We start from the raw sequence: 22737 nt of genomic DNA on the forward strand, positions 1-22737 counted from the left end.
GTCGTCGACTGCGGATTCACTTCGGGAAGAGGAACGTGACCGCGACGCGAAAGCCCAGTCCTTCCGGCCCATTGTCTGGAGCCGCCGCCCAATATCGTATGCCCGCCGTCAGGCTGATTGGCTGCTTGTCGATGGTGATCAGCTTGGCGACGGCGAAGTTGATCGGCACCGACCAGTCGTTCGTTTCCCAGTTATAGGTGGATTCCGTATTCAGCGAGAACGTCCAGGCGTCCTTGGTCGTGTAGGAGAGGAACGGCTGGAGGAACGTCGAACTCACATCCTCCCGGTCGCTTTGACCAGCGAAGGACCAGATGTGGTTCCCGAGAAAGCCGTAAGTCCACGGGCCTTGTTGCTTGAGGACGACCGCTGTCGGACCCGCGCCCCACTTGCCGCTTCCGAGGAGCTCGTCCGTCGCCGTTGGCAGCAGGAACACCGGGCCGACGCCCCAGACGATGCCGCTCTCGGTCGGCTTGGACGGCGAGAAGAAGAAGCTTTGCGTGGTGTCGCCCAGACCGAACTGCGTTCCCGACGGTCCGGCAATGTCGTTCTGCCATGTCACTGGCAGGATGGTGCGCGAGATGACGTTCCAGTCCTCGTTTATCTTGAAGGGAATGACCGGCTGAATGTTCAGCGTCGCCTTGTCGCCGTCGTCTGGACCATAGCCGTGATCGTAGTTGAACTGGAACGGCACGCTGATCAGCGAGGCGATCGGGTTCGACAGCTTCTTCGCCAGGTCTTCACTCGACTGGGCGGCTGCCGTCCCTGTCCAGACACCGAGCGGCGCGACAACCAGTACTACCCAAGAAGCGACTTTCTTCACCAATGCCTCCATGATCCGATTGAATCCAGCCCGCAAGGCAGGGTTCCTCCGAAACGAAACGATATCCCCCCGGTCGATCCTGTTGGATACCGAACTGTGAGCCGCTGTCACGGCGGCTCTCTGCTTCCTGGGAGAGGTCGTTGTTCCGGCTCCTCGAGGACACCAGGTCTTCAAAAGGCGAGCATACTGGAAGGATAATCGCCAACAGTACGAAGTTCGCCAGTCCGCCCGTTAGAACCGGATGGCGACTCCGATAATCGGCCCCTGCTGGACGACGTCGAAGACGAACCCGTCATTATCGTAATTGACGCCGAGTGCACGATATCCGGCGACCGCTGAGATGGTGTCGTTGAACTTGTAGCCGAGGCCCAACGCCACATCCCAGTCGATATCGGCGCCGCCGGCGCCCAGCAGGCCCCACCCGGTGACATAGATTTCCGGCGTGAAGAAGTAGTTTCCTCGGACGCCAGCGACGGCATCGACCCATGTGGCGCTGTCTTCGACATCCACTCCGTCCAGAATGCCGCCATTGAAGGAGATCTCGGTCTTGGCCGACCAGACCCTCATGCCACCGACCACGTCGAGGTGGCCATTTTGATCTTCGAGCACGGCGTAACCGACGCCAAGTAATCCCGCGAAGGTCTTCGATGTCACATCGACGCTATCGGCAAGGACGCCGGCAGGTGTGTCGGCGTCGGCACCGAGCTTGGTGTAGATCACGTCACCAACGATGCTGAAACGGTCGTATCTTGCTTCACCTGCCGCCATGAAAGCGAAGTCGAGGTTATTGAGGATATCGCCGAAATCCGCGTCGACATGAACTTCCGGCAGCCCAAATTGCCCAATATCGCCGGATATGCCGGCAGCCCAGAAATATGGCGCGAAGGTGAATTCCCAGCCGCTCTGGCTCTCGATTGTTTTTGCTTCCGGCGTGAGCGGCGTAATATCGGCGGCGTTGCCGGCCGACGCCGCGCAAATGCCCGTCACCAATAGAATGGCACGCAAGTATATGGCCTTCATGAGAATCCCCCGATCTCGTTTCGCCTCGGCACTGCTGTCCCGAGTCGGCACTGTGCAGCGAGAAGTAGATTTCGACAAGCTAAAATACCTATTTTTCGTTGATCGCCTGCGTCAACTGCCCGATGAGGCCTGAAATCTGCTGGTCCTCAGGTCTCAGTCGCGCTAGGACCTCCGCGTGTTTCAGCGCCTCGGGCAAGCGTCGAAGCTTGAGACTGTATTGCAATGCAAGGCCTATGATGTCGGCGTCTTTACCCGCTGCCCAACCATCGAGCCTGTCCAATGCCTCCCCCGTCCGGCCAGCCGAATCGAGAGCGACGGCAAAGGTCGTTTTGTACTGGGAGTTCTGCGGATCGAGCCGCACGGCCTCTTCGAGTTCCGTAATAGCATCGGTCAATGCCTGTTTCCGCACCAGAGACAACGCATGGCCGTAGCGCAGATCCGCGCGTTCGGGCGCCATGGCGATCGCTTCGGCATAAGTCTGCTCCGACCTATCCTTCTGGCCGGAAGCGCGGTAGAACTCGGCGAGATTAACGCGCATTCCCTCCAGTGTCGGATCGAGCGAAATCGCCCGCCGGAACGCGGCTTCGGCCTCGGCCGTACGCTGCCGGGCGAACAGGAAGAAGCCGTAATTGCTTTGTGTTTCCGCGACGTCGGCGTTCGCCTCGACGTAGGCGCGCAGGTCCGCGACAGCGGCTTCGAAATTGCCTTGCTGATCGCCAAAGAGGTGGGGAGGAGTGCCGGCGAGTGCGTTGGCGGCAGCAACGCGGACCGCGCGCGTTTGATCGCCGAGCAGATTGCCGACCGCCTCCAGCCTGCGTTCAGGCGGTATGTTGCCCGCCGCTTCCGCAGCGCCGAGCCTGACGAGCGGATCTGCATCGACTGCGGCAGTGCGGATGTCGGTGGTGATATCCATGCCGTCGATGCCACTCATTGCGGCGATGGCGCTGCCCCTGACAATTCCCGCCTGGTCCTGATCGCTGACAAGCGTGCGCAAAGCCTCTATCGCGGCCTCATCGCCGTTCGCAGCTCCGGCGAAGGCATGGGCGATCGACGGGCGTTTGCGCCACTGCGTCCCGTACCATTTGTCCATTGTCTCGGCTGCCCAATCATTCGTTCTGCCGACATGGCAGGTCGTGCACGCATTCGGCGTTCCAAGCGTTGCCGACAGGTCCGGCCGGGGGATGACGAAGGAGTGGTCGCGGCGCGGGTCGACCTTCATGTAGGTGCGTTCCGGCATATGGCAGTTGGCGCATTGCGCTCCGGTCGAACCGGCCTGATGGCGGGTATGGGCGGGAGTGTCGAACAGCCCACTTGGATCCTGCCGGACGAAGCGCTCCGGCTTCCTTTCGGTGTGGCATTGCGTGCACAGCGCATTGCCCTCGGCCTTAAGCCCGGCCTCGTGCGGCCGATGACAGTCGAGACAGGTCACGCCCGCCCTTGCCATCTTGCTTTGCTGAAACGAGCCATACTCGAAGACCTCGTCAAGGATCTGCCCGTCGGGGAAATAGAGATCCTGCCGGAGCAGGGCAGGGGAGAAATAGTCGAGAAAGGGCTTTCCCGGCTGGTAGCCGTTCAGCAGCTTGGTGCGCCTGGCATGGCAGGCAAAGCAGATGCCCGCATCGACTTTCGGCAGACCGATATCCGGTATCGAGGATGAGAGATTGCCCGATTGCGCCGAAGCGACGTGCTTGGCTCCGGGGCCGTGACAGGACTGACAGCCGATGCTGGTGGCGACGTAGCTCGACTTGTATTCGTTCGTCTGCGGTTGAAACTTCGCCTGGGGATCGGTCGAATGACAATCGATGCAGGTGCGGTTCCAGCGATAGAAAGGACCTGTCCAATGATAGGTCGATCCGGGCTTGGTCGGGGTGCCGTCGCCGAGCCAGAACCACTGCCCTTTGGCCGTATCCCAGGCAATATCGAGCGCCTGCAGCCGTCCGCCTCCGATGTCGACGAGGTATTGCTGCAGGGGCTCGTAGGCAAAGGTATATTTGACTTTGAACTCGGCCTGGCCGCCGTCCGCTCCTTCGGTGTTGACGAAGAAGTGGCCATCGCGGCGGGTGAGGGTCGTGACGACGCCGTCATGATCGAACCTGGTATTGTCGAATTTGCCGCGCACCGTTTCGTCGTCGGCCAATGCCATGGCCTTTGCATGGTGGGACTTCGAAAAGGCCGCGGCCTGATCGGCGTGGCAGGATGTGCACGTCCTTTCATCCACGAAGCCCTCATGGATCGATATCTGCGGGTCGGCCCTGGATGTCGAGATGTCGTCAGTCGCAAGGCTGCGCCCGGCAGGCGCGAGCAACAGGAAAAGCAGGACAGCTATTCGTCCCACTGCTGCTGGCCGAACAGATGCTGCCACTCAATCGCTCCCTGTTGACGTTTTAGAAGGTCGGGGTCGCCATTGTTCAAACTTCTGGCGTGAGGCGCATTCCTAATCCTTGAAAACTTGTTTCCAGTCAGCCTTCATATCGACGACGGTCCAGCCGGTGATTGCGGCCGCATCGAGCGCCTTGTCGAGGCGGCCGAATTCGGTATCGCGGTCGTAGGCATATTCACGCTCCGCATCGGTGTGATGAATCAGCACGCCGAGTCTGGCCGGGGCGCCTGCCATGGTCGTCCATTGCAGCATTTGGAAATCTCCGTCGGAATTGCCGAAGGCGGCAATCGGCCGCCGGCCGATCTGCTGGTTGATCCCGACGGGTTTGCCGGCCTTGTCGTCGATGAAGTTGACTTCGGGGAGGCGGTAGAGGGTTGGCATGTCGTCCTGCATCCTGAACTCGGTCTTGATCGACGAGCCGATTACCTGCTCGGGCGGGACGCCGTAGACTTTTTCCGCCCATGGCCGCATGAACTCTATGCCTCCGCCTGAAACGATGAAGGTCTTGAAACCGTTGGCGCGGAGATAGGCGAGAAGCTCGACCATCGGCTGATAGACGAGTTCTGTGTAAGGCCGCTTGAATTTTGGGTCACGGGCCGCCGCCAGCCAATCGGTGACGATCTTCTGGAAATCGCTGCTGGTCATTCCGGCATGCGTGGTCATGATGAGCTCGACGAGGCCCTTTTCGCCCGACGCCGCAAGCGTCTTCATGTCGCCGTCAAGCACAGCCTTGAATGGCTGCGTCTCCTTCCATTCCGGATGCTGCGGAGCAAGCGTCTTCACGCGGTCCAAAGCGAAGGCCAATTGGACGTACATGGGATGCTCCACCCACAGGGTACCGTCATTGTCGAATACGGCAATCCGTTCGGTTTCCGGGACGAAGTCGGGCGATCCCTGGCCAGTGACCTTTTCGACGAAAGAGACGATGGCAACCTTCGAAGCTGTATCGTTCCAGGAGGGCAAAGGATCGCTTTGAGAGAATGCAGAAGTGGCATGAACCAGTGCGACACCGAGCGCAATGATCATCAGGCAGATCAATCGCGGCGCCGAGCGGACAAAAGACATCGGTCATCCTCCGGGGTTGGCAACAGGGAGAAAAAGAATACGGGCGGCGGCCCCTCGCAGAGCCGCCGCTCTTCGGTCAGTTCCCGGTCGGGAGGGTGAGCGTCACACCTTCCTTGGCGAGCTGATCACGCACCCACTGAAAGCGCTCGTAGTTCGAGAGCGTGATCGGACCCGTGTAGCCGACGCTTTGCATCTTTCTCGGAGGATACTTGACGTAGGTCGCCATGATTTTCTGGAGTTCTTCGCCCATGACAACGCCCATCCATGTACGTTCGGTGAAGTTGTTCATGAAAATGTCGTAGCGTTCCTGCGGATCCTGCCAGAGGTCGAACACCTGGGGAACCGTTGCCACGTATTTGTCCGGGCCTTTCCAGCCGAGATTGGAATCGACTGCCAGTCCGCCGGTCTGCGCTCCGTCGTCGCCGCGAAGATTGAACGCAAACTTGTAGTTATTGACCCTGATGGCACCTGGCGACAGCTCATTTTCGGTGAAATAGAACCAGGATTTCCGTTCCGATTTCCCCGTGCCGAGGAGGATCGGCGACATGTCGTAGCTGTCGAAAATGATCGGCTTGTTTTCGCGGTCCTCGGTCGGAAGGGGGACCGCGCCGACGGCAGCGAATGTTGCCATCAGATCGAGACCGCCGACGATGTCGTGGTTCTTGGTGCGGGGTTTGATCTTACCCGGCCAGACGGCGATCGCAGGGACGCGATTGCCGCCCTCGCGCAACGTACCCTTCGTGCCACGAAACGGCGTGTACCCAGCGTCCGGATAGACGTCCTGCCAGGCGCCATTGTCCGTGGTGTAGAAGACCAGTGTGTTCCGGTCCATTCCGGTTTCCCGCAATTTGTCCATGATCCGGCCGATACGGGTGTCCAGTTCCACGATCGAGTCGGCATACTTGCTCTTCGACAGTGACTTGTGCTCGAATTCCGGCGCCGGCATATTTGGCTGGTGCACCTTCATGAAGTTCACGTTGATATAGAAGGGCTCATCCGGCTTCTTTGCGGCTTCGTCGAGAAATTCGACGGCTGCCTTTTCGACATAGCTGTCGAAGTAGGGGATGCCGACGACGCCTTCCTTGCCGTCGATAATCGGGGTGTCGACATATTGACCGTTGACCTTGAAATCTTCAGTGACAGGTCCCCCGGCCTTGCCGGAAAGCGCGCCCTTCGTCACCCTTTGGAACATCTCCCGCAGCTTCGGATCCATATCCGGAAACCAGGTCGGATCAGCGTAGGTGTAGGCGTTGAGATGGTAGAGACCGGCATATTTCATCTCGTCGTAGCCCTGTGCGGTCGGCAGCGCGTAGTCCGCCTCGCCAAGATGCCACTTGCCCGTGAAGTAGGTGTGATATCCGCCGCGCTTCAGCACTGATCCCAATGTCCATTCGGCCGCCGGAAGGCCGCCGCCCTGACCCTGAAACGCCACCGTGGTCATGCCGCTGCGGTTCGGAATGCGCCCGGTCTGCATGGCCGCACGCCCAGGTGTGCAGCTTGGCTGCGCGTAAAAGGAAAAGAAGGTCATGCCTTCGTCGGCGAGCTTGTCGATGTTTGGGGTCGGCATCCCGCGACCTTCACCGCCGCCATAGGGGCCGAGATCGCCGTAGCCGGTATCGTCCGACACGATGAACAGGATGTTGGGCTTTCGTTGGGAGTCCTGCGCTTGCAGGGGCGAGGCCGCACACCAGAGAATGGTGGATGAAGCCAAGGCTCCGATGCAGCGGACAAGGATTCTGCCGTTCATGTCAAATCCCTCCATTGGAGTCCGGTTGATGACGGTGTCGCTCGCGGCAAAGGCCTGCGATCGCCTGCGTCAGCTCAAACGGGCTGCTTTGAAAATGACGATCCTGCCGGAGCTGCCTCCGGTGGGGTTTGCGAAGCCGACGGCATCTCTGCCGCGGCGTGCTGGACCTTAGCCAATACGGTCTTCGCCCGATATTGTACTTTGGGGAATCCTTCTCACAGTAAGCAATCGAAAGTAGTGATGCGCAGATGACGGCGCAGCGAGAAGCTGTTATTGTCGCACGGCTTTGGGGGGAAAGCGGATGGGCTTGGGCGAATGGTCAGGTCGATTGTGCTGCACTGCCTTTTTGTTGGCGGTGGTCGCCCTGAGTGTGCCCAGTCGCCATGTCGCAGCCTACGACACCTCGATTGCCATCGTCGACCGGGTTCCCCGCGTGCTCGTCCTCTATCCCTATGATGAGAGGATCGCGGCGACGACCGCTGCCGGAGAGGCGCTGCGGAGCCGTTTGCTGGAGGCGACAAACGGCAAGATCGACTTGTTTTCAGAGTTCCTGGATCTTTCGCGGTTTCCGGAAGGCGACCATGTCGCGCGCATGGCACGGTATCTCGGCGAGAAATACGCGTCGCGCCGTCCGGACGTGGTTGTGGCCCTCGGCAAGGAATCGGCGAGCTTCGTAACCGCGAACCGCGGCACGATAGCGCCTGGCGCAAAGATCGTCGCTGCCGGTTTCGGCACAGCCACCGCCGAGAAGATCAGCTTGCCGGATGACGTGATCGGAGCCTTCACGACATTCGACATTCTGAAGACCGCCGAGATGGCCCGCAGCCTGCAGCCCAATGCGCGCCACCTCTACATTGTCGGCGGTTCGTCCGACTTCGACCGCGGCTGGCTGACGACGGCCCGCGCGGCTCTCGAGCAGTTCTCGAAATCCTACGAGACGACCTATCTGGAAGATTTGACGATCGACGAATTCGCCGAGCGGGCATCCCGAGTGCCGCCCGACAGCATCATCCTGGCATTGACGGTGTTTAAGGATCGGGCAGGGCGCAATTTCGTTCCGCGCGACGCGATCGGTCAGATCGCTGCGACCGCCAGCGCGCCTGTCTACGGCCCCTACGAGACTTACATCGATCATGGCGTCGTCGGGGGCAACACCGTCACATTCGAAGCGCTGGGCCGGACCGTCGGCGACCTCGTCATCGATGCGATTGCCGGCAAGCCGGTGTCGGATCTCGAAGCGCCGCAGACCTACATTGCCGATGCCCGGCAACTCCAGCGCTGGGGGCTTGCCGAAAAGGATCTGCCACCGGGCACGATCCAGATGCACAAGGAGAGGAGCCTCTGGGCGGAACATTGGGTCGTGTTGGTAGCGGGGGGTGGCCTCGTGCTGGCGCAGGCCAGCATCATCTCGGTGCTTCTGCTCGAGCGGAGGCGCCGCCGCGACGCCGAGCGCAGCTCGCGTCTGCATTTACTCGAAGCCGTTCATCTCAACCAGTCCGCGACAGCCGGCGCATTGTCCTCGTCGATCGCTCACGAACTGAACCAGCCCCTCTCGGCTATTCGCAACAATGCCGAGGCAGCGTCGGTGCTGCTTCGAAACGAGAACCCGGATCACGAACTGATCCAGCAGATTCTTCTCGACATCCAGGAGGACGATCAGCGCGCAGGCGATATTATCAGCCGGATGAGAGGATTGCTCAAGAAGAGAGACGAGATCGATTGGCAGGAGTTCGACCTGAACGATGTCACGTCGAGCGCGATCCACATCATTCATGGCGAGGCGGAACGACGCGGAATCAAGCTGACGTCGAACCAACTGCCCGGCGGGCTGCCGGTGCGTGCCGACAAAGTTCATGTGCAGCAGGTCATCCTCAACCTGGCGATCAACGCGATGGATTCCATGCTGGACGCCGTCCCGGCCGGGAGAACGCTCACCTTTGCAACGGAACTGGCGAACGAGAAGGCGGAGCTGCGGGTCTCCGATACCGGCGACGGTATTCCCAGAGAGAGACTGAATAACATCTTCGAGCCATTCTACACCACCAAGAAAGCAGGCACGGGCCTCGGGCTCTCCATAGCCCGCGCCATTGTCGAGACCTATGGCGGCACCATCCGTGCCGACAACCGCCCGGAAGGCGGCGCGGTCTTTCGTGTGGCCCTGCCGCTTGCCCGCCGACAGGAGCGATCGAGATGAAACCGGTTATCCATATCGTCGATGACGACAAATCCTATCGGACGGCGACCGCAAGGCTGCTTTCCGCACATGGTCTGAGGGTCGAAGTCTATGAATCCGGAGACGAGTTTCTCGCCCGGCTTTCCGCTTGCGAGCCGGGCTGCGTTCTCCTCGACCTGCAGATGCCCGGCCAGTCCGGCCTGCAGATACAACGCCGCCTGTGCGAGCTGGCACCGCAATTGCCGGTCGTGTTCCTCACAGGGGAAGGAGACATAAAGGCAAGCGTCGAGGCGATGAAGACGGGTGCCAAGGATTTTCTGGAGAAGGGATCGACCGCGGCGACATTGATGGAGGCGATCGATCGGGCGCTCATCCAATACGAAAGACAGCGGGCCGGACACGACCGTCTTCAAGCCCAGCAGGCCCTGGTGGCGGGCCTCAGTCCGCGTGAGGCCGAAGTGTTCCAGCTCGTCATTCGCGGCCGTCTCAACAAGCAGATCGCTTATGCACTCGGCATCTCCGAGCGGACGGTGAAGGTGCATCGCCATCAGGTCATGGAAAAGCTCGGCGTGCGCTCGCTGGCTGAGGCGGTGTCGATCGCGGCAAATATCGGTCTCACCGACCAGGAAACGGCATCGCCGCTGGGGTGATCGGGCTCCTTCCCCTTAGGACAATATCAATCGGCTTCCAAGCGGGCTAATTTGACCGGCAACCGTTAGTCTCTCATATGTTCGAAAGAGGGGGCATGAGGTGGAGAACCTTCGCCGCACGGTCGCTGTCGTCGACGATGACGCAAGCCTGCGGCGCAGCCTGGGGCGGTTGCTCAACGCCTACGGTTTTCTGGCCATGGAGTTTGCATCCGCCGAGGCCTTTCTCGCTCGCGATCCCAAAACCGCGATAGACTGCCTTGTCCTTGATATCGACCTCGGTGGCATGTCCGGCATCGATCTGCAACGCAGGCTGAAGGCCGAGGGGACAACCCTTCCGGTGATTTTCATCACGGCACTGGAAACCGCCTCCGTGAAGGCAGAGGCGGAAAAGGTGGGATGCGTTGCTTATCTGCAGAAGCAGTTTTCCGGAGCCGCGCTGATTGCGGCCATCAACAAGGCGTTGGGATTGTGACCTGATAGGGCCGAAGACCATGCGCGCTCGAAGAACGACGGTCGGCGTTGCATCGGCAGCAGTCCTTTGCCGGACCGCGACCGATTCAGGGCGATCACCATCTCGCCAATGGCGTTGATGAAGCATAATCGCTGGCCTCGCCAACCGAAAAACTCCTCTCGGGAGCGCCTTGATGGCAGTAAGGCCTTGAATCCTCGTTCTGCATTGCCAATCTGGCGAGGACCGACGTTAATATAAGGGAGGTTCTACGGCAGGCATGAGTGAGGTTCAACGACGGGGATTCTTGGCGAGGCTCAATGCATATGAGCCGCTGACACTGATCATGGTGGCATCGATCGCCGGTGGACTGTTCGTGCTCCAGCGGCTGACGAGCGAAGTCCTGGAGGGTGAGACATTCCGCTTCGACGAGGCGATCCTGTTGGCTTTGCGACGGCCGGGCGAACTTGCCGTGCCGATTGGGCCTGGCTGGCTGACGCATGCCGTCGACGATATCACCAGCCTCGGCGGCATCACCGTTCTCTCGCTAATGACCGTTCTCGTTACCGTCTATCTTCTGCTCGACCGGCGCTGGCCGATCGCGATCTTTGTCTTTTCCTCCGTGCTGACCGGCTGGCTCGCGAGCACGCTCCTGAAGATCCTCGTCGCTCGGCCGCGCCCCGATATCGTGCCGCACCTGGTCGAGGTGAGCGATCTCAGTTTTCCCTCCGGACATGCGATGGTCTCGGCAGTGACCTATCTGACGCTGGGCGCGCTGCTGGCGCGAACGCAGCGTTACAAGTCGACACGAATTTTCGTTATGGGCACCGGCGTCTTTCTCGCCGTCATCATCGGTTTGAGTCGGATCTATCTCGGTGTCCATTACCCCACTGACGTCTTGGCAGGATGGTGCGCCGGCGCGCTCTGGGCGCTCGGCTGCTGGCTGATTTCGAAGCGGTTCGTTCCGAGCCGCGTGCCAGATGATGTTGCGGAAGCGGGAAAACAGTAAGAAAAGTAGGGCCGATACGTGATTCCCCGGCATAGCGGACAAGCACCATGACGACTTTGACAACGATCACCTCGACGGTCACGGCCGCGTTTCTCGGCTCCTTCGTCGAGGTCGTTGAAGCCTTCACCATCATCCTCGCCGTCGGCGTCACGCAGAGCTGGCGTCCGGCCTTCATCGGCACCGGTCTTGCGCTTGCCCTTCTCGCCCTTCTCGTGCTGGCGCTCGGTCCGCTGCTCGGCCTTATTCCGATCGAGCTGATGCAGTTCGTGATCGGGACGCTGCTCGTTCTTTTCGGCCTGCGCTGGTTGCGCAAGGCGATCCTGCGGGCTTCAGGCTTCATCGCGCTGCACGACGAGGAGAAGGCCTTCGCGGCCGAGGCCGATAGCCTGCGGCGCCAATCCGCCGAGCGCCGTGCCAATTTCCTGGCGGGGACCGCGGCTTTCAAGGCCGTGCTGCTGGAGGGGATCGAAGTGGTGTTCATCGTCATCGCCACCGGCGCCGGGCACGGCATGATCGGCTATGCCAGCCTCGGTGCGGCCGCAGCCTGCCTGTTGGTACTCGTCATCGGCATCTTCGTGCACAAACCGCTCTCTGCGGTTCCGGAAAACAGCCTGAAATTCGTCGTCGGCCTGCTGCTCAGCGCCTTCGGCATATTCTGGGTTGGCGAGGGGGTGGGCGCCGACTGGCCGGGCGCCGACCTTTCGCTCCTGGCGATTCTTGCCGTCCTCGCCGTCTTTTCCTTCGCTGCAGTCCGGATGCTGCGCCAGTATTTCAATACCCGCGCCGAGGTCACCGCGTGATGAATATTCTTACCATCGCGCTCAAGGAACTCCTCGGCATGTTCATCGACGACGGCGCCCTGGCGCTGTTGGCGCTGCTGCTGATCGCCGCCGTCGCCGTTCTGGTGATATTCGTCCACGTCGACGCGCTGCTTGTTGCCGTTCTTTTTCTGCTCGCCTGCCTGCTGATCCTTGCCGAGAGCCTGGCGCGCGCGGCACGGAAGAAGTTTCAGCGGAAATAGAGCGTTTCAGGTTTTGACGGAAGCGTATCCGGCATTGTCGAAGTAGTTGCTGCATTCGCTGGGCTCGATGGTTGTGACGAGGTGTCCGATGTGGCGCCAGGTGTCATCGATGGTTCGCTTCTGAGCCAGGCGCATCCAGTGCTTGATTTTGGCGAAAGCCTGTTCGATCGGATTGAGGTCGGGGGAGTATGGCGGCAAGTACCAGAGCCGAGCACCAGCGTTGCGGATCATCTGACGGATGGCGGCCGACTTGTGGGAGCCGAGATTATCCATCACGACGATGTCGCCGGGTTTGAGCACCGGTACGAGTTGCTGCTCGACATAGGCGCGAAAGCACTCACCGTTGATCGGTCCATCGAAGACACAGGGTGCGGTAAGCCGATCGCAGCGCAACGCGCCGAGGAAAGTCAGGGTGCGCCAATGTCCGTGCGGCGCGAAGCTGCGCAGGCGTTTGCCCTTCGGCCCCCACCCTCGAAGCGGCGCCATGTTGGTCTTGATCCAGGTTTCATCGATGAAGACCAGCCGTCTTGGATCGAGGCCAGCCTGCCAGGATCGCCAGCGCTGTCGCCGTCGCGCGACGTCAGCGCGCGCCTGCTCAAGGGCGAACAGTGTTTTTTTTGAACCGCAATCCCTCACGCCGCAGGAACTGCCATACCGTATCGTGGGATACCTTCACCCCTCGCGCGGCCAGCTCTTCCTTCAACCTGTGCAGTGACACATGCGGCGTCTGGTTGATCCGCTCCACGATAAACGCCCGATGCGGCTCCAGAACCCGCTTGCGGTGGCCGCCCATCTTCCCAGGCGCGACAGATCCGCTCGAACGATAACGCTGCGACCACTTTACCGCTGAAGACACGGCAATACCGAACCGCGCCGCAACCGACCGGCAGCTCTCACCGGCTTCGATTGCAGCAACAACACGCTCACGAAGATCATTGGAAAGAGGTCGCGTCATTCGATGCTGGCCTCCACTCCAGCCAGCATCTTGAATCACAAAACACACAAAAACGGAATCCCTTCCGATTCAACTAAATCCGGATACGCTCTAGTCTACAGCGCCGCGCGTCTGGGACAGCTATTGCGGCACTTTGAACAGGTGGCGGATACGCGTCACCAGCGAACTCACCGAGCGGCCATGCAACGTCGCGCCCTCGGCCGCGAAGGAATGCTGACCGGTCTCGATCCGGTGTGCGAGGGTGGCGGCAAGCTCTTCGGCGATGGCGGGTCGGTCGTGCAGCAGCGGCGTCAGGCTTGCCTGGGCAATCTCGTAGACAACGACGAAGGTCAGCGCCCGCAGGCTGGCGGCCTCGCCGACGCCGATCAGCAGTCCGCTTTCGCCGAAATAATCGCCCGGCGCCAGCCGGCCGAGTTCGATTTCCTTATGGCCTTCCTGCCTTGTCGCGATGAGCGCACCGCTGCGCACGATCATCAGCGATGCAACCGTATCGCCCTGTTCGATGAGGATGGCATCCTTCTTGAAGGTCCGCCGCGTCATCGAGGCCGCGAGCGTTTCCTTCTCGTCCTCGGTCAGTGAGGAAAACAACGGGATGGCGTCGAGAAGCTTGAGCGGCGTCGGCCGGTGCGGCCTCATCACCTCTTCCGACTGCAACTGGTCGGGCGGAGGGCCTGCGGCGTCGAGCGGTCGTGCCAAGATGAGGCCGGCGGCCTTGATATGGCGGTAAATGAGATCGAATATCTCGTTCTTTGCCGGTCCCGTCTGGCCGATATCCCTGACGCGGAAGGAGAGTTCCAGCTCCACTGCATCCGATGTCAGCGATTTTATCTGAACGCCGGGTTTCGGCTCGGCCAGGATCGAGTCGCTGCTCAATAGCACGGCGCGCATGACGTCGATGATCGCCGACGGCCCGATCGTCGGCACGACGCGGACCGTCAGCGTCGCGCCGTGACTTCGGTCGGGACTGCTGAGATTGGTCAGCCCGACCTTGGCCAGAAAACTGTTGGGCAAGATGACGAGGTCGTTGGAGCCGTTCAGCAGATGGGTGGAGCGCCAGTTGGTTTCGACGACACGGCCTTCAATGCCGTCATTCAGGACGATCCAGTCGCCGATCGTATAGGGCCGGCCGAGATTGAGCGCGATGCCGGAAAAGACGTCGCTCAGGGTGCTTTGCATCGCCAGGCCGAGGATGACGGCAAGGACGCCTGATGTGGCGATCAGCGTGCCGACGGGAAAGCTGAAGACATAGGCGACCACCGAGAGAATCGCGCCGAGGTAGATCAGGCCGATGACCAGATCCTGAACGAGGCGTCCTTCGCGTGGTTGACGCTCGAAGATCAGGAAGACGCGGACGAAGGCGATCAACGCCCAGGCGGCATTGATCCACCAGACCACCTTGGCAAGGGCGATGAAGACGCGTTCGAAGGTCGAAGCCGGCGCCGGCCCGACTTCGTAGGGTACGATGTCGTGATAGAGCAGCAGGACGGTCAGCGCCGCGAAGAAGAACACCTGGCCGGCGAGCTTCCAGCTTGGGAAGGGCCGAAGGGCTATTCGGGTGATCACCGCGCCGACCACGGCCAGCGTCCCGGCCTGGACGACAGGATCGGCAAGCACTCCGGACCATGTGAGATTATCGAGCATCGTCTACCCACTTGAGCGCTTACAGCGCCGCGCGTCTCTTCAGACGGGCGGCGCTGTAACACATTCAATCCTCGCATCGGCTTTCCCGAAAATCGAGTCCGATCTTCGCGCCGACGCGTTAGCTGCGCGGCTTCAGATTTTCTGGGTCATAGATCGGCTTGTAGCCGACGCCGACGACCTCCACCGGATAGCTCTCGGCAAAATACTCGACATTCAACTTGCGTCCGACCTGGCAATGCGACCAGGGCAGATAGGCCAAGGCAATGTTCTTGCCGACCGTCGGGCCATAGGCGATCGAGGTCGTGTAGGACCGGCGGCCGAGCTCGTCGACCAGAACCTCTCCCGTGGCGAGATCGACAACCGGCAGGTTTCCGACGGGATAACGCTTCACGCCCGACTTGTCGGTATTCTCGGTCATCACAAGCGTGCAGAGCATGGCCGGCTGGTGCTCACGCGCCTTGTATTCCAGATGTTTTGCCTTGCCGCGGAAATCGGCTTCCTTGACCTTCGGACGGGCGAGATCGGCTTCGATCAGGTTGTACTGGGTCAGGAGGTCGGCGTTCTGCAGGCGCAGGCTCTTTTCCATGCGGCGCGAGTTCGCATAGGTCTCGACGCCGAAAGCCATCACACCGGTCGCGCGCAGCGCATCCCAGACGGCGAGGCCGTCTTCGTACTTCATATGCAATTCCCAGCCCTGCTCGCCGACATAGGAGATGCGGAAGGCGGTGACAGGCTTGCCAGCGATTTCGATCGGCTTGATCGCCCCGAAGGCGAAGTTTTCCTGATCGAGCCCAGCCGGATCGGCCACAGCCTTCTTCAGCGTGTCGCGCGCGTTCGGACCCCAGATGCCGATCGTCACGAATTTTTCCGAGACGTCTGTGATGATGACGTCAAGGCCGCGGTCTTCGGCGACGCGCTTCATGTAGTGCAAGTCGCGCGGGCCGGCATCGGCGCCGTTGACGAGACGGCACCGGTCGGCCATGCGGAAGACCGTGAAGTCAGCGCGCACCATGCCTTCGTCGTCGAGGAAGTGGGTGTAAATGCCCTTGCCGATGTTTGCGTCGCCGCCGATCTTGGCGGCGCAAAGCCATTCCATCAGTTCGACGTGGTCAGGGCCCTCGATATCGACCATGTGGAAGTGGCTGAGATTGACGATGCCGCAATCCTCGCTCATCGCCAGATGCTCGGCATTCGATACGCGCCAGAAATGGCGGCTGTCCCATTCATTCTCGCGAACCGGGACGCGGTCGGCGTATTTCTCCAGAAGGTGCTCGTTGGCGGCGTAGCCATGCGCACGCTCCCAGCCGCCAAGTTCCATGAAGTAGCCGCCAAGCTCCTTTTCGCGCTCGTAGAAGGGCGAGCGTTTGGCGTTGCGGCCGGATGCATAGGGTTCGCGGGTGTGAACGGCCGGGAAATAGATCTTCTGGGCGGCTTCAAAGCACCGGCCCTCGATGAACTCTTCCGTCAACTGATGCGGATAGAAGCGGGCGTAGTCGATGCTGTTGTGATCGATTTCAGTACGGCCATCGGTCATCCAGTCGGCGATCAGCTTGCCGTAGCCCGGGCCGTCTTTGACCCAGATGGCAACGCAATACCAGAGGCCGCGCACCTTCTGGCTCTCGCCGCAGGATGCGCCGCCGCCGGCGGAAACTTGCAGCAGGCCGTTGAAGGAGTGACCTTCGTTATAGCCGAGTTCGCCGAGAATCGGCGTCAGTTCCATGGCGCGTTCGAGCGGCTCGATGATCTGTTCCATTTCGAGATCACGCTGCGAGGGCGAAAGGCGCGCTTCGTGTTTTTCGAGAAGATCGCGCGGATGGCACATGCGCGGATTGGTGGCTTCGTAGTAGCCCCACTCGATCTGACCGCCCTCCGTCGTCGCCGGGTCGCCGGTATCGCGCATATAGGCCGAGTTGCCCTGGTCGCGCAGCAGCGGGAAGCCGATTTCCTTGCCGGTGCCTTCAAATTCGTTATAGGGACCGAAGAATGTGAGCGGATGGTCGACCGGCATGACCGGCAGGTCTTCGCCGACCATCTCCGCGATCAGGCGCCCCCAAAGGCCGGCACAGACGATGACGTGGTCGGCCATGATGGTGCCGCGATGGGTGACGACGCCCTTGATGCGGCCGCCTTCGACGATCAGCGACTTCGCCGGCGTGTTGCCGAATACCTTGAGCTTGCCGGCCTTTTCGGCAGCATCGACCAGCTTGCCGGCAACGGTCTGCGAGCGCGGAATGACGAGGCCGGCATCCGGATCGAAAAGGCCGCCCATCACCTGATCTTCCTCGATCAGCGGGAACTTCTCCTTGATCTCGGAGGGGCTGACATACTGGGCGCGCGTGCCGAAAGCCCGCGCCGAGGAAAGCTTGCGCTTGATTTCCTCCATCCAGGCATGGTCGCCGGTGCGCGCCACTTCGAGGCCGCCGATGCGGGCGTAATGGCCCATCTTCTCGTAGAAATCGATCGAATATTGCGTGGTCCAGACGGACAGGTAGTCGTGGCTGGTGGTGTAACAGAAGTCCGAGGCATGGGCTGTCGAGCCGATATCCGTCGGTATGCCCGACTTATCGATGCCGACGATATCGTCCCATCCCCGCTCGACGAGATGATGCGCGATGGAGGCGCCGACGATACCGCCGAGCCCGATGATGACGACCTTCGCCTTTTCCGGAAATGCTGCCACGTGCTGTTCCTTCTATTTATCGCACGAATTAAAATACCCTAGCCGCGCTTGACGTACGCTTCGCGCGCGAGATGCAGCAGTCATGCCAGCCTCGTAAGGAGTGTCACATTTGCCGAAGCTGCGGAACCCCCAGACCGCTCCGCATGGCAGCTGCGATGAGGGTATTATGCATAAGGCTCATGATCGTCATTGGTCCTACGCCGCCTAGTACCGGCGTAATTGCGCCAGTCCGGATCGAGGCGGCGAGGCAACCGCCAAACAGCGCCGGCACTGCTGTGATCCATTCCGCATCGAACGGTCTGGCAATGACTGACTAAAATCGGATATGGGCGAGCCCTTGCAACCGGCCTTTCCGCTCGCGCGCCCCGGGATCACGGCGCTGAAATCGCCGCAAGCCGGTCGATGTCCACCAACACGATGTCTTCGGAAACGGGCTCACGATTGTGCAAGCGGAACCATTCCGCCGCTTCGCGTACACGCTCTCCATGCGGCGACGGATAGGCGCCGAGTCCGAGAACCCATTCGCGCACCGTTTCGCGCTCCATCCGCCCCGCCCGGTATCGGTCGCAGACGGTTTTCGCTGATGCGACGAGATCATTGATGCTTTTCACGGGATACCCTCAATGGACGGATGGCTCGTCGTCTTCGAGAAACGATCGAATGCCGTCGCGCGCGACGACGGCCATGAATTCGTCGAAGGCATCCCGGTCAGTCGCAAATGGCTCGTCCCAGCGGATCAGGTCTTCCGTTTGCGTGACCACTTCCATCGTCCAGTCTTCATTGCTGCCCGATGTGCGGAAGATATCGACGAGCACGGTGATCCCGTCGTCGGTGAATTCTCCCGCCAGTTCGGAGTGTTCGAGCTTTTTCTTTTTCGCCATCATTCAGCCACCTGCACCGGGCGGTGCGTCGTTTTTGAGATATTCTTCATATTGAACCGTCTCGGTCTCATTCGTGTCGATCGAGGCATCCGCGCGCTTTGCAAGGCGAACGCCCGCACCCCCACCATTTTCAGGGATGAAAACAACGCCTGCGACTTCCAGCGCGTGCTTCACATCCTGAAGGGTCCGATCATAGGGAGCGCGCTTGCCGGCCTCGAAATTAGCAATCGTCGCTTTGGCGACTTTCGAGGCGGATGAGAGATCATCCTGAGACCATGCCAAAAGGGCCCGAGCCGCGCGGCATTGAGCGGAGGATAGATACAAACCAATAACCTTGCATCAAAAGTGTGATTCTGCCTCGGGCAGATTATATTAAAAATGCAATCTCGATACAAGCGATGACGAGAGCAGGTGCATGACGGGATAGGACGTTGTGAGCCTTTGAATGGACCTGCCTATTCCATCCTTTCGACCTTTAACATCTGGCGAAAGGGAAGATTGATTGACTGAATATTATTAGAGTCTAATTTAGATTGTCTTTATCACGCACTCGGGAGGTTATAATGCGTGAGCCAGATATGCAAAAACTCGATGCACTTGTCGGTCGTCTTGTTGGCGACGTCGGCGCGGCCGTTTCCGGTGTATTGGTCGTGCTTGGCGATAAGGTCGGAATCTTCAAGGCGATGGCCGACGGAACGCCGATGAGCGTCCAGGATCTTGCCAAGAAGACAGGGATAAAGGAGCGTTATCTCAGGGAGTGGCTAAGCGCCCAGGCGGCCGCGGACTATGTCGCTTACGATGAAAAGACGGATCGTTTCAGCCTGACGCCGGAACAGGCGATGGTATTTGCCGAGGAAAACAGCCCCGCCTTTTTCGTCGGCGCCTTCGAGGTCGTCCAATCCATGTGGATGGACGAGCCGAAGGTCGCCGATGCCTTCCGCACCGGCAAGGGTCTCGGCTGGCATGAGCACAGCACCTGCCTCTTTCGGGGAACCGAGCGGTTCTTTCGACCTGGCTACAACAGCCATCTCGTCAACGAATGGATACCGGCTCTTGCCGGGGTCGAAGAAAAGCTCAAGGCCGGCGCCAGTGTCGCCGATGTCGGCTGCGGCCATGGCGCCTCGACCATCCTGATGGCGCAGGCCTATCCCGCGTCCCGCTTTACCGGCTTCGACTATCACGGCCCGTCGATCGAAAGAGCAAAGGTGGCCGCAAAATATGCCGGTGTCGCCGGTCGTGTGACCTTCCAGCAGGGCTCGGCGGCGGAATTTCCGGGGCGCGGCTATGACATGGTCGCCATGTTCGACTGCCTTCACGACATGGGCGATCCGGTCGGCGCCGGCCGGCATGTCAAGGAAACGCTTGGGCCGAACGGGACATGGCTGATCGTTGAGCCTTTTGCCCATGACCATCTCAAGGACAATCTCAATCCTGTGGGACGCGTCTATTACGGCGCGTCGACGATGATCTGCACGCCGGCATCGCTCTCCCAGGAGGTGGGGCTTGGGCTTGGCGCGCAGGCGGGAGAAATGAAACTCCGAAAGGTCGCGCTCGACGCCGGGTTCACCCATTTCCGTCGCGCCACGGAAACGCCGTTCAACATGGTGTTCGAGGTGCGGGCCTGACGCAACTGGTTTAGCAGGTGGCAGGCTATCTCAGTTTTCCGATGCTGGCATACATGCCGGTCGTGCGGAATTCGGTTGGGTTGGTGCCGTAGACGCGGCGGAAGACCTTTGAGAAATAGTTGGGGTCTTCGAAGCCGCACATGATGGCGACTTCCTTGACCGGCAGGAAATCCGCCTTGGTTAAAAGCTTGACGGCACGCTGCAGGCGCTGCTGCAGCACGAATTCGGCTGGCGGCATACCCTCGCTCTCGGCAAAGCTGCGCGAGAAATGCGCGCGGCTGAGGCCGATGATGCCGGCAAGCTCGCTGACCGGCAGCGGCTTTTCGAGATTGGTGTTGATATGGTCGATCACCGGCTGCATGAGGCTGAGCTCGGCGGCAAAGGCCGGCGAGCCGAAGACGTCGTCGTAAAGCGCCATCGCCGCTTCGTAGGCGATCGCCGAGGCGGCACCCGGCGATGTCGCGCCCTTGACCAGGCGCAGGCTGCAATCGGCAAGATGATCAATGGTCGAGGGCTGCAGCTTCAGCACCGGGCCGGCGGTCGACAGCACCATCTGGTGGATGCGCAGTGTTTCCTCGCCATTCATCGAGAGCCAGAAATATTCCCAGCGGTCGCCCTTCTCCAGCCAGTAGCGATGATTGTGCGGCACCAGAACGAGCAGCGTGTCGCCGCCCTGAAGGCGATAGTTGCGGTTCTGGTAGCGCAACTGGCCGCTGCCGCTGATCGTGTGCTGCAGCACGGTGAAGGGGGTCTGGCCGCGCCGACGACCGTCCCAGTCATAGCTCTCGTTTTCGCGCACTTCATAGCCGGCGCTGGTCGGCATGGCATGCAAACGCTGGCGGCCGCGGGGCAGCGACACCGTCCTCATCGACTGTCCGTTTGCGATCAAATTCTGCAGCACAAAATTACCCCTGAAAGCATAATCCTTCTCTGGTCGCCCTGTCGATTTCGGGCATAATCCCGCTCGACAAGAGGAAGAGACCACGGCCGACAGAGCGGCCGGGAGGAAAAAGGCAGATTTTGCGGCGTTTTCAGCCACATGCGTCGGCATGCGGCCTGATCCTCCATGGCCTTCTTTTCCTTAGCATTCGATTGGGTCGAGGTGAAGATCATGAGTTTCAAAATCGCTATCATCGGTGCGGGCAGCGTCGGTTTCACCAAGAAGCTGTTCACCGACATATTGTGCGTTCCGGAGTTTCGCGACATCGAGTTTGCACTGACCGATATCAGCGAACACAATCTGGAAATGATCAAGGCGATCCTCGATCGCGTCGTCGAGGCGAACGGACTGCCGACGAAGGTGACGGCGACGACCAACCGGCGCCAGGCGCTGGAAGGCGCACGCTACATCATCAGCTGCGTCCGGGTCGGTGGGCTCGAGGCCTATGCCGATGATATCCGCATTCCATTGAAATACGGCATCGATCAGTGCGTCGGCGATACGATCTGCGCCGGCGGCATCCTCTATGGTCAGCGCAACATCCCGGTCATTCTCGACTTCTGCAAGGATATCCGCGAAGTGGCGGAGCCCGGCGCGAAATTCCTGAACTATGCCAACCCGATGGCGATGAACACCTGGGCGGCGATCGAATACGGCAAGGTCGACACCGTCGGCCTGTGCCACGGCGTCCAGCACGGCGCCGAGCAGATCGCCGAGGTGCTCGGCGCGAAGTCGGTGAGCGAGCTCGACTATATCTGCTCCGGCATCAACCACCAGACCTGGTTCATCGACCTTCGCCTCAACGGCCGCAAGATCGGCAAGGACGAGCTGATCGCCGCCTTCGAGGCGCATCCGGTCTATTCGCAGCAGGAGAAGCTGCGCATCGACGTGCTGAAGCGTTTCGGCGTCTATTCCACCGAAAGCAACGGCCATCTCTCGGAGTATCTGCCGTGGTATCGTAAGCGGCCGGATGAAATCACCCGCTGGATCGACATGTCCGACTGGATACACGGCGAGACCGGCGGCTACCTTCGTCATTCGACGGAAACGCGCAACTGGTTCGAGACGGAATATCCGCAATTCCTGGAATCCGCCTCGCAGCCGATCGATCCTGCCAAGCGCTCGAACGAACATGCGAGCCACATCCTCGAGGCGCTGGAGACGAACCGGGTCTATCGCGGCCATTTCAACGTCAAGAACAATGGTGTTATCACCAATCTGCCGTCAGATGCGATCATCGAATCGCCCGGCTTCGTCGATCGCTTCGGGATCAACATGGTCTCCGGCGTCACCCTGCCGGAAGCCTGTGCGGCCACCTGCATTTCCTCGATCAACGTCCAGCGCATGTCGGTGCATGCCGCCATATCGGGCGATATCGACCTTCTGAAGCTTGCCGTGCTGCACGATCCGCTGGTCGGCGCCGTCTCGACGCCGGAAGAGGTCTGGCAGATGGTCGACGAGATGGTCGTTGCCCAGGCGCCCTGGCTGCCGCAATATGCCCATGCCGTGCCGGCCGCCAAGGAGCGGCTGTCGAAATCGAAGGTGCAGACCCGCGACTGGGCGGGGGCCGCACGCCGCAACGTTCGCTCGATCGAGGAGCTGCGGGCGGAAAAGGCGGCGCTGAAAAAGGCCGTCTGATTTTCGTGAAGCACGGGTTGCCGGGGGTTTCCGGGAGGGAAATC

21 protein-coding genes are annotated in these 22737 nt (G+C 60.5%); 8 read left to right on the plus strand and 13 right to left on the minus strand.

The genetic code is table 11. The features are described from left to right. Positions 1–16: 16 nt before the first annotated feature. From ACS4RR_RS31475 to ACS4RR_RS31495, 5 genes are all read right to left on the minus strand, one after another. Positions 17–832 (minus strand): hypothetical protein, encoded by an 816-nt coding sequence (locus ACS4RR_RS31475; protein WP_017968274.1) that lies wholly within the window; start codon positions 830–832, stop codon positions 17–19. Positions 833–1051: 219 nt separating this feature from the next. Next, on the minus strand, positions 1052–1840 hold the full coding sequence (locus ACS4RR_RS31480; RefSeq protein ID WP_222386896.1) for a DUF481 domain-containing protein: 789 nt from the start codon (positions 1838–1840) through the stop codon (positions 1052–1054). An 88-nt stretch (positions 1841–1928) separates the two neighbouring features. Further along, the gene (locus ACS4RR_RS31485) at positions 1929–4202 is read right to left on the minus strand and encodes a tetratricopeptide repeat protein (RefSeq protein ID WP_260111959.1); all 2274 of its coding nucleotides are present in this window, start codon (positions 4200–4202) and stop codon (positions 1929–1931) included. Positions 4203–4274: 72 nt separating this feature from the next. Next, positions 4275–5246, minus strand: a complete 972-nt coding sequence (locus ACS4RR_RS31490) for an HAD family hydrolase (protein ID WP_260112006.1) — start codon at positions 5244–5246, stop codon at positions 4275–4277. A gap of 115 nt (positions 5247–5361) precedes the next feature. Further along, positions 5362–7032, minus strand: coding sequence for an arylsulfatase (locus ACS4RR_RS31495; RefSeq protein WP_170260532.1), 1671 nt, complete (start codon positions 7030–7032; stop codon positions 5362–5364). 301 nt (positions 7033–7333) lie between these two features. On the opposite strand from ACS4RR_RS31495, the gene ACS4RR_RS31500 reads away from it, so the two are divergent. From ACS4RR_RS31500 to ACS4RR_RS31525, 6 genes are all read left to right on the plus strand, one after another. Next, positions 7334–9226 carry a sensor histidine kinase gene (locus ACS4RR_RS31500; RefSeq protein ID WP_456190688.1) on the plus strand — a complete coding sequence of 631 codons (1893 nt, stop codon included), beginning with the start codon at positions 7334–7336 and terminating at the stop codon, positions 9224–9226. Continuing rightward, the gene (locus ACS4RR_RS31505) at positions 9223–9855 is read left to right on the plus strand and encodes a response regulator transcription factor (RefSeq protein WP_456190689.1); all 633 of its coding nucleotides are present in this window, start codon (positions 9223–9225) and stop codon (positions 9853–9855) included. Before ACS4RR_RS31500 ends, ACS4RR_RS31505 begins: the two co-directional genes overlap by 4 nt. 100 nt (positions 9856–9955) lie before the next feature. Beyond that, positions 9956–10327, plus strand: coding sequence for a response regulator transcription factor (locus ACS4RR_RS31510; protein WP_017968280.1), 372 nt, complete (start codon positions 9956–9958; stop codon positions 10325–10327). A 256-nt stretch (positions 10328–10583) separates the two neighbouring features. Further along, the gene (locus ACS4RR_RS31515) at positions 10584–11312 is read left to right on the plus strand and encodes a phosphatase PAP2 family protein (RefSeq protein ID WP_456190690.1); all 729 of its coding nucleotides are present in this window, start codon (positions 10584–10586) and stop codon (positions 11310–11312) included. A gap of 47 nt (positions 11313–11359) precedes the next feature. Then, on the plus strand, positions 11360–12112 hold the full coding sequence (locus tag ACS4RR_RS31520; RefSeq protein ID WP_170256507.1) for a COG4280 domain-containing protein: 753 nt from the start codon (positions 11360–11362) through the stop codon (positions 12110–12112). Continuing rightward, entirely contained in the window at positions 12109–12333 is a 225-nt protein-coding gene (locus tag ACS4RR_RS31525) for a hypothetical protein (RefSeq protein WP_456190691.1), read from the plus strand. Before ACS4RR_RS31520 ends, ACS4RR_RS31525 begins: the two co-directional genes overlap by 4 nt. Positions 12334–12339: 6 nt before the next feature. Here the strand turns inward: ACS4RR_RS31525 and ACS4RR_RS31530 are convergent. From ACS4RR_RS31530 to ACS4RR_RS31560, 7 genes are all read right to left on the minus strand, one after another. Next, positions 12340–13288 (minus strand): IS630 family transposase gene (locus ACS4RR_RS31530; protein ID WP_260109160.1). Its coding sequence is split into 2 segments (ribosomal slippage): positions 12340–12951 and positions 12953–13288, totalling 948 coding nucleotides; the frame shifts between segments, so codons are not numbered across the junction. A 120-nt stretch (positions 13289–13408) separates the two neighbouring features. Beyond that, entirely contained in the window at positions 13409–14929 is a 1521-nt protein-coding gene (locus tag ACS4RR_RS31535; protein WP_017968284.1) for a mechanosensitive ion channel family protein, read from the minus strand. 118 nt (positions 14930–15047) lie between these two features. Then, positions 15048–17609, minus strand: coding sequence for a GcvT family protein (locus tag ACS4RR_RS31540; RefSeq protein WP_456190692.1), 2562 nt, complete (start codon positions 17607–17609; stop codon positions 15048–15050). 103 nt (positions 17610–17712) lie between these two features. Beyond that, entirely contained in the window at positions 17713–17799 is an 87-nt protein-coding gene (locus ACS4RR_RS32875) for a hypothetical protein (RefSeq protein ID WP_080634368.1), read from the minus strand. A 181-nt stretch (positions 17800–17980) separates the two neighbouring features. Then, the gene (locus ACS4RR_RS31550) at positions 17981–18220 is read right to left on the minus strand and encodes a hypothetical protein (RefSeq protein WP_130660470.1); all 240 of its coding nucleotides are present in this window, start codon (positions 18218–18220) and stop codon (positions 17981–17983) included. Between the two features lie 9 nt (positions 18221–18229). Continuing rightward, complete coding sequence (locus ACS4RR_RS31555) at positions 18230–18490, minus strand: hypothetical protein (protein WP_456190709.1); 261 nt, start codon at positions 18488–18490, stop codon at positions 18230–18232. A 3-nt stretch (positions 18491–18493) separates the two neighbouring features. Next, positions 18494–18814 (minus strand): helix-turn-helix domain-containing protein, encoded by a 321-nt coding sequence (locus tag ACS4RR_RS31560; RefSeq protein ID WP_222386906.1) that lies wholly within the window; start codon positions 18812–18814, stop codon positions 18494–18496. A 239-nt stretch (positions 18815–19053) separates the two neighbouring features. On the opposite strand from ACS4RR_RS31560, the gene ACS4RR_RS31565 reads away from it, so the two are divergent. Next, positions 19054–20115, plus strand: a complete 1062-nt coding sequence (locus tag ACS4RR_RS31565) for a class I SAM-dependent methyltransferase (protein WP_456190693.1) — start codon at positions 19054–19056, stop codon at positions 20113–20115. A 25-nt stretch (positions 20116–20140) separates the two neighbouring features. Here the strand turns inward: ACS4RR_RS31565 and ACS4RR_RS31570 are convergent, their stop codons facing one another. Next, a complete protein-coding gene (locus ACS4RR_RS31570; RefSeq protein ID WP_456190694.1) occupies positions 20141–21166 on the minus strand; it encodes an AraC family ligand binding domain-containing protein in 1026 nt (341 codons plus the stop codon). A 60-nt stretch (positions 21167–21226) separates the two neighbouring features. Between ACS4RR_RS31570 and ACS4RR_RS31575 the strand changes: the two genes are divergently transcribed. Continuing rightward, the gene (locus ACS4RR_RS31575) at positions 21227–22693 is read left to right on the plus strand and encodes an alpha-glucosidase/alpha-galactosidase (protein WP_260111963.1); all 1467 of its coding nucleotides are present in this window, start codon (positions 21227–21229) and stop codon (positions 22691–22693) included. Positions 22694–22737: the final 44 nt, after the last annotated feature.

Source organism: Rhizobium zaerense, from assembly GCF_051810725.1.
In the GTDB taxonomy this organism is placed as follows: Bacteria; Pseudomonadota; Alphaproteobacteria; order Rhizobiales; family Rhizobiaceae; genus Rhizobium; species Rhizobium leguminosarum_I.

Coding starts and splice junctions, on each gene's coding strand:
- ACS4RR_RS31475 (WP_017968274.1), bottom strand. CDS start 832: ATGGAGGCATTGGTGAAGAAAGTCGCTTCTTGGGTAGTACTGGTTGTC.
- ACS4RR_RS31480 (WP_222386896.1), bottom strand. CDS start 1,840: ATGAAGGCCATATACTTGCGTGCCATTCTATTGGTGACGGGCATTTGC.
- ACS4RR_RS31490 (WP_260112006.1), bottom strand. CDS start 5,246: ATGATCATTGCGCTCGGTGTCGCACTGGTTCATGCCACTTCTGCATTC.
- ACS4RR_RS31495 (WP_170260532.1), bottom strand. CDS start 7,032: ATGAACGGCAGAATCCTTGTCCGCTGCATCGGAGCCTTGGCTTCATCC.
- ACS4RR_RS31500 (WP_456190688.1), top strand. CDS start 7,334: ATGGGCTTGGGCGAATGGTCAGGTCGATTGTGCTGCACTGCCTTTTTG.
- ACS4RR_RS31505 (WP_456190689.1), top strand. CDS start 9,223: ATGAAACCGGTTATCCATATCGTCGATGACGACAAATCCTATCGGACG.
- ACS4RR_RS31515 (WP_456190690.1), top strand. CDS start 10,584: ATGAGTGAGGTTCAACGACGGGGATTCTTGGCGAGGCTCAATGCATAT.
- ACS4RR_RS31520 (WP_170256507.1), top strand. CDS start 11,360: ATGACGACTTTGACAACGATCACCTCGACGGTCACGGCCGCGTTTCTC.
- ACS4RR_RS31535 (WP_017968284.1), bottom strand. CDS start 14,929: ATGCTCGATAATCTCACATGGTCCGGAGTGCTTGCCGATCCTGTCGTC.
- ACS4RR_RS32875 (WP_080634368.1), bottom strand. CDS start 17,799: ATGACGATCATGAGCCTTATGCATAATACCCTCATCGCAGCTGCCATG.
- ACS4RR_RS31555 (WP_456190709.1), bottom strand. CDS start 18,490: ATGGCGAAAAAGAAAAAGCTCGAACACTCCGAACTGGCGGGAGAATTC.
- ACS4RR_RS31565 (WP_456190693.1), top strand. CDS start 19,054: ATGCGTGAGCCAGATATGCAAAAACTCGATGCACTTGTCGGTCGTCTT.
- ACS4RR_RS31570 (WP_456190694.1), bottom strand. CDS start 21,166: ATGCCGACGCATGTGGCTGAAAACGCCGCAAAATCTGCCTTTTTCCTC.
- ACS4RR_RS31575 (WP_260111963.1), top strand. CDS start 21,227: ATGAGTTTCAAAATCGCTATCATCGGTGCGGGCAGCGTCGGTTTCACC.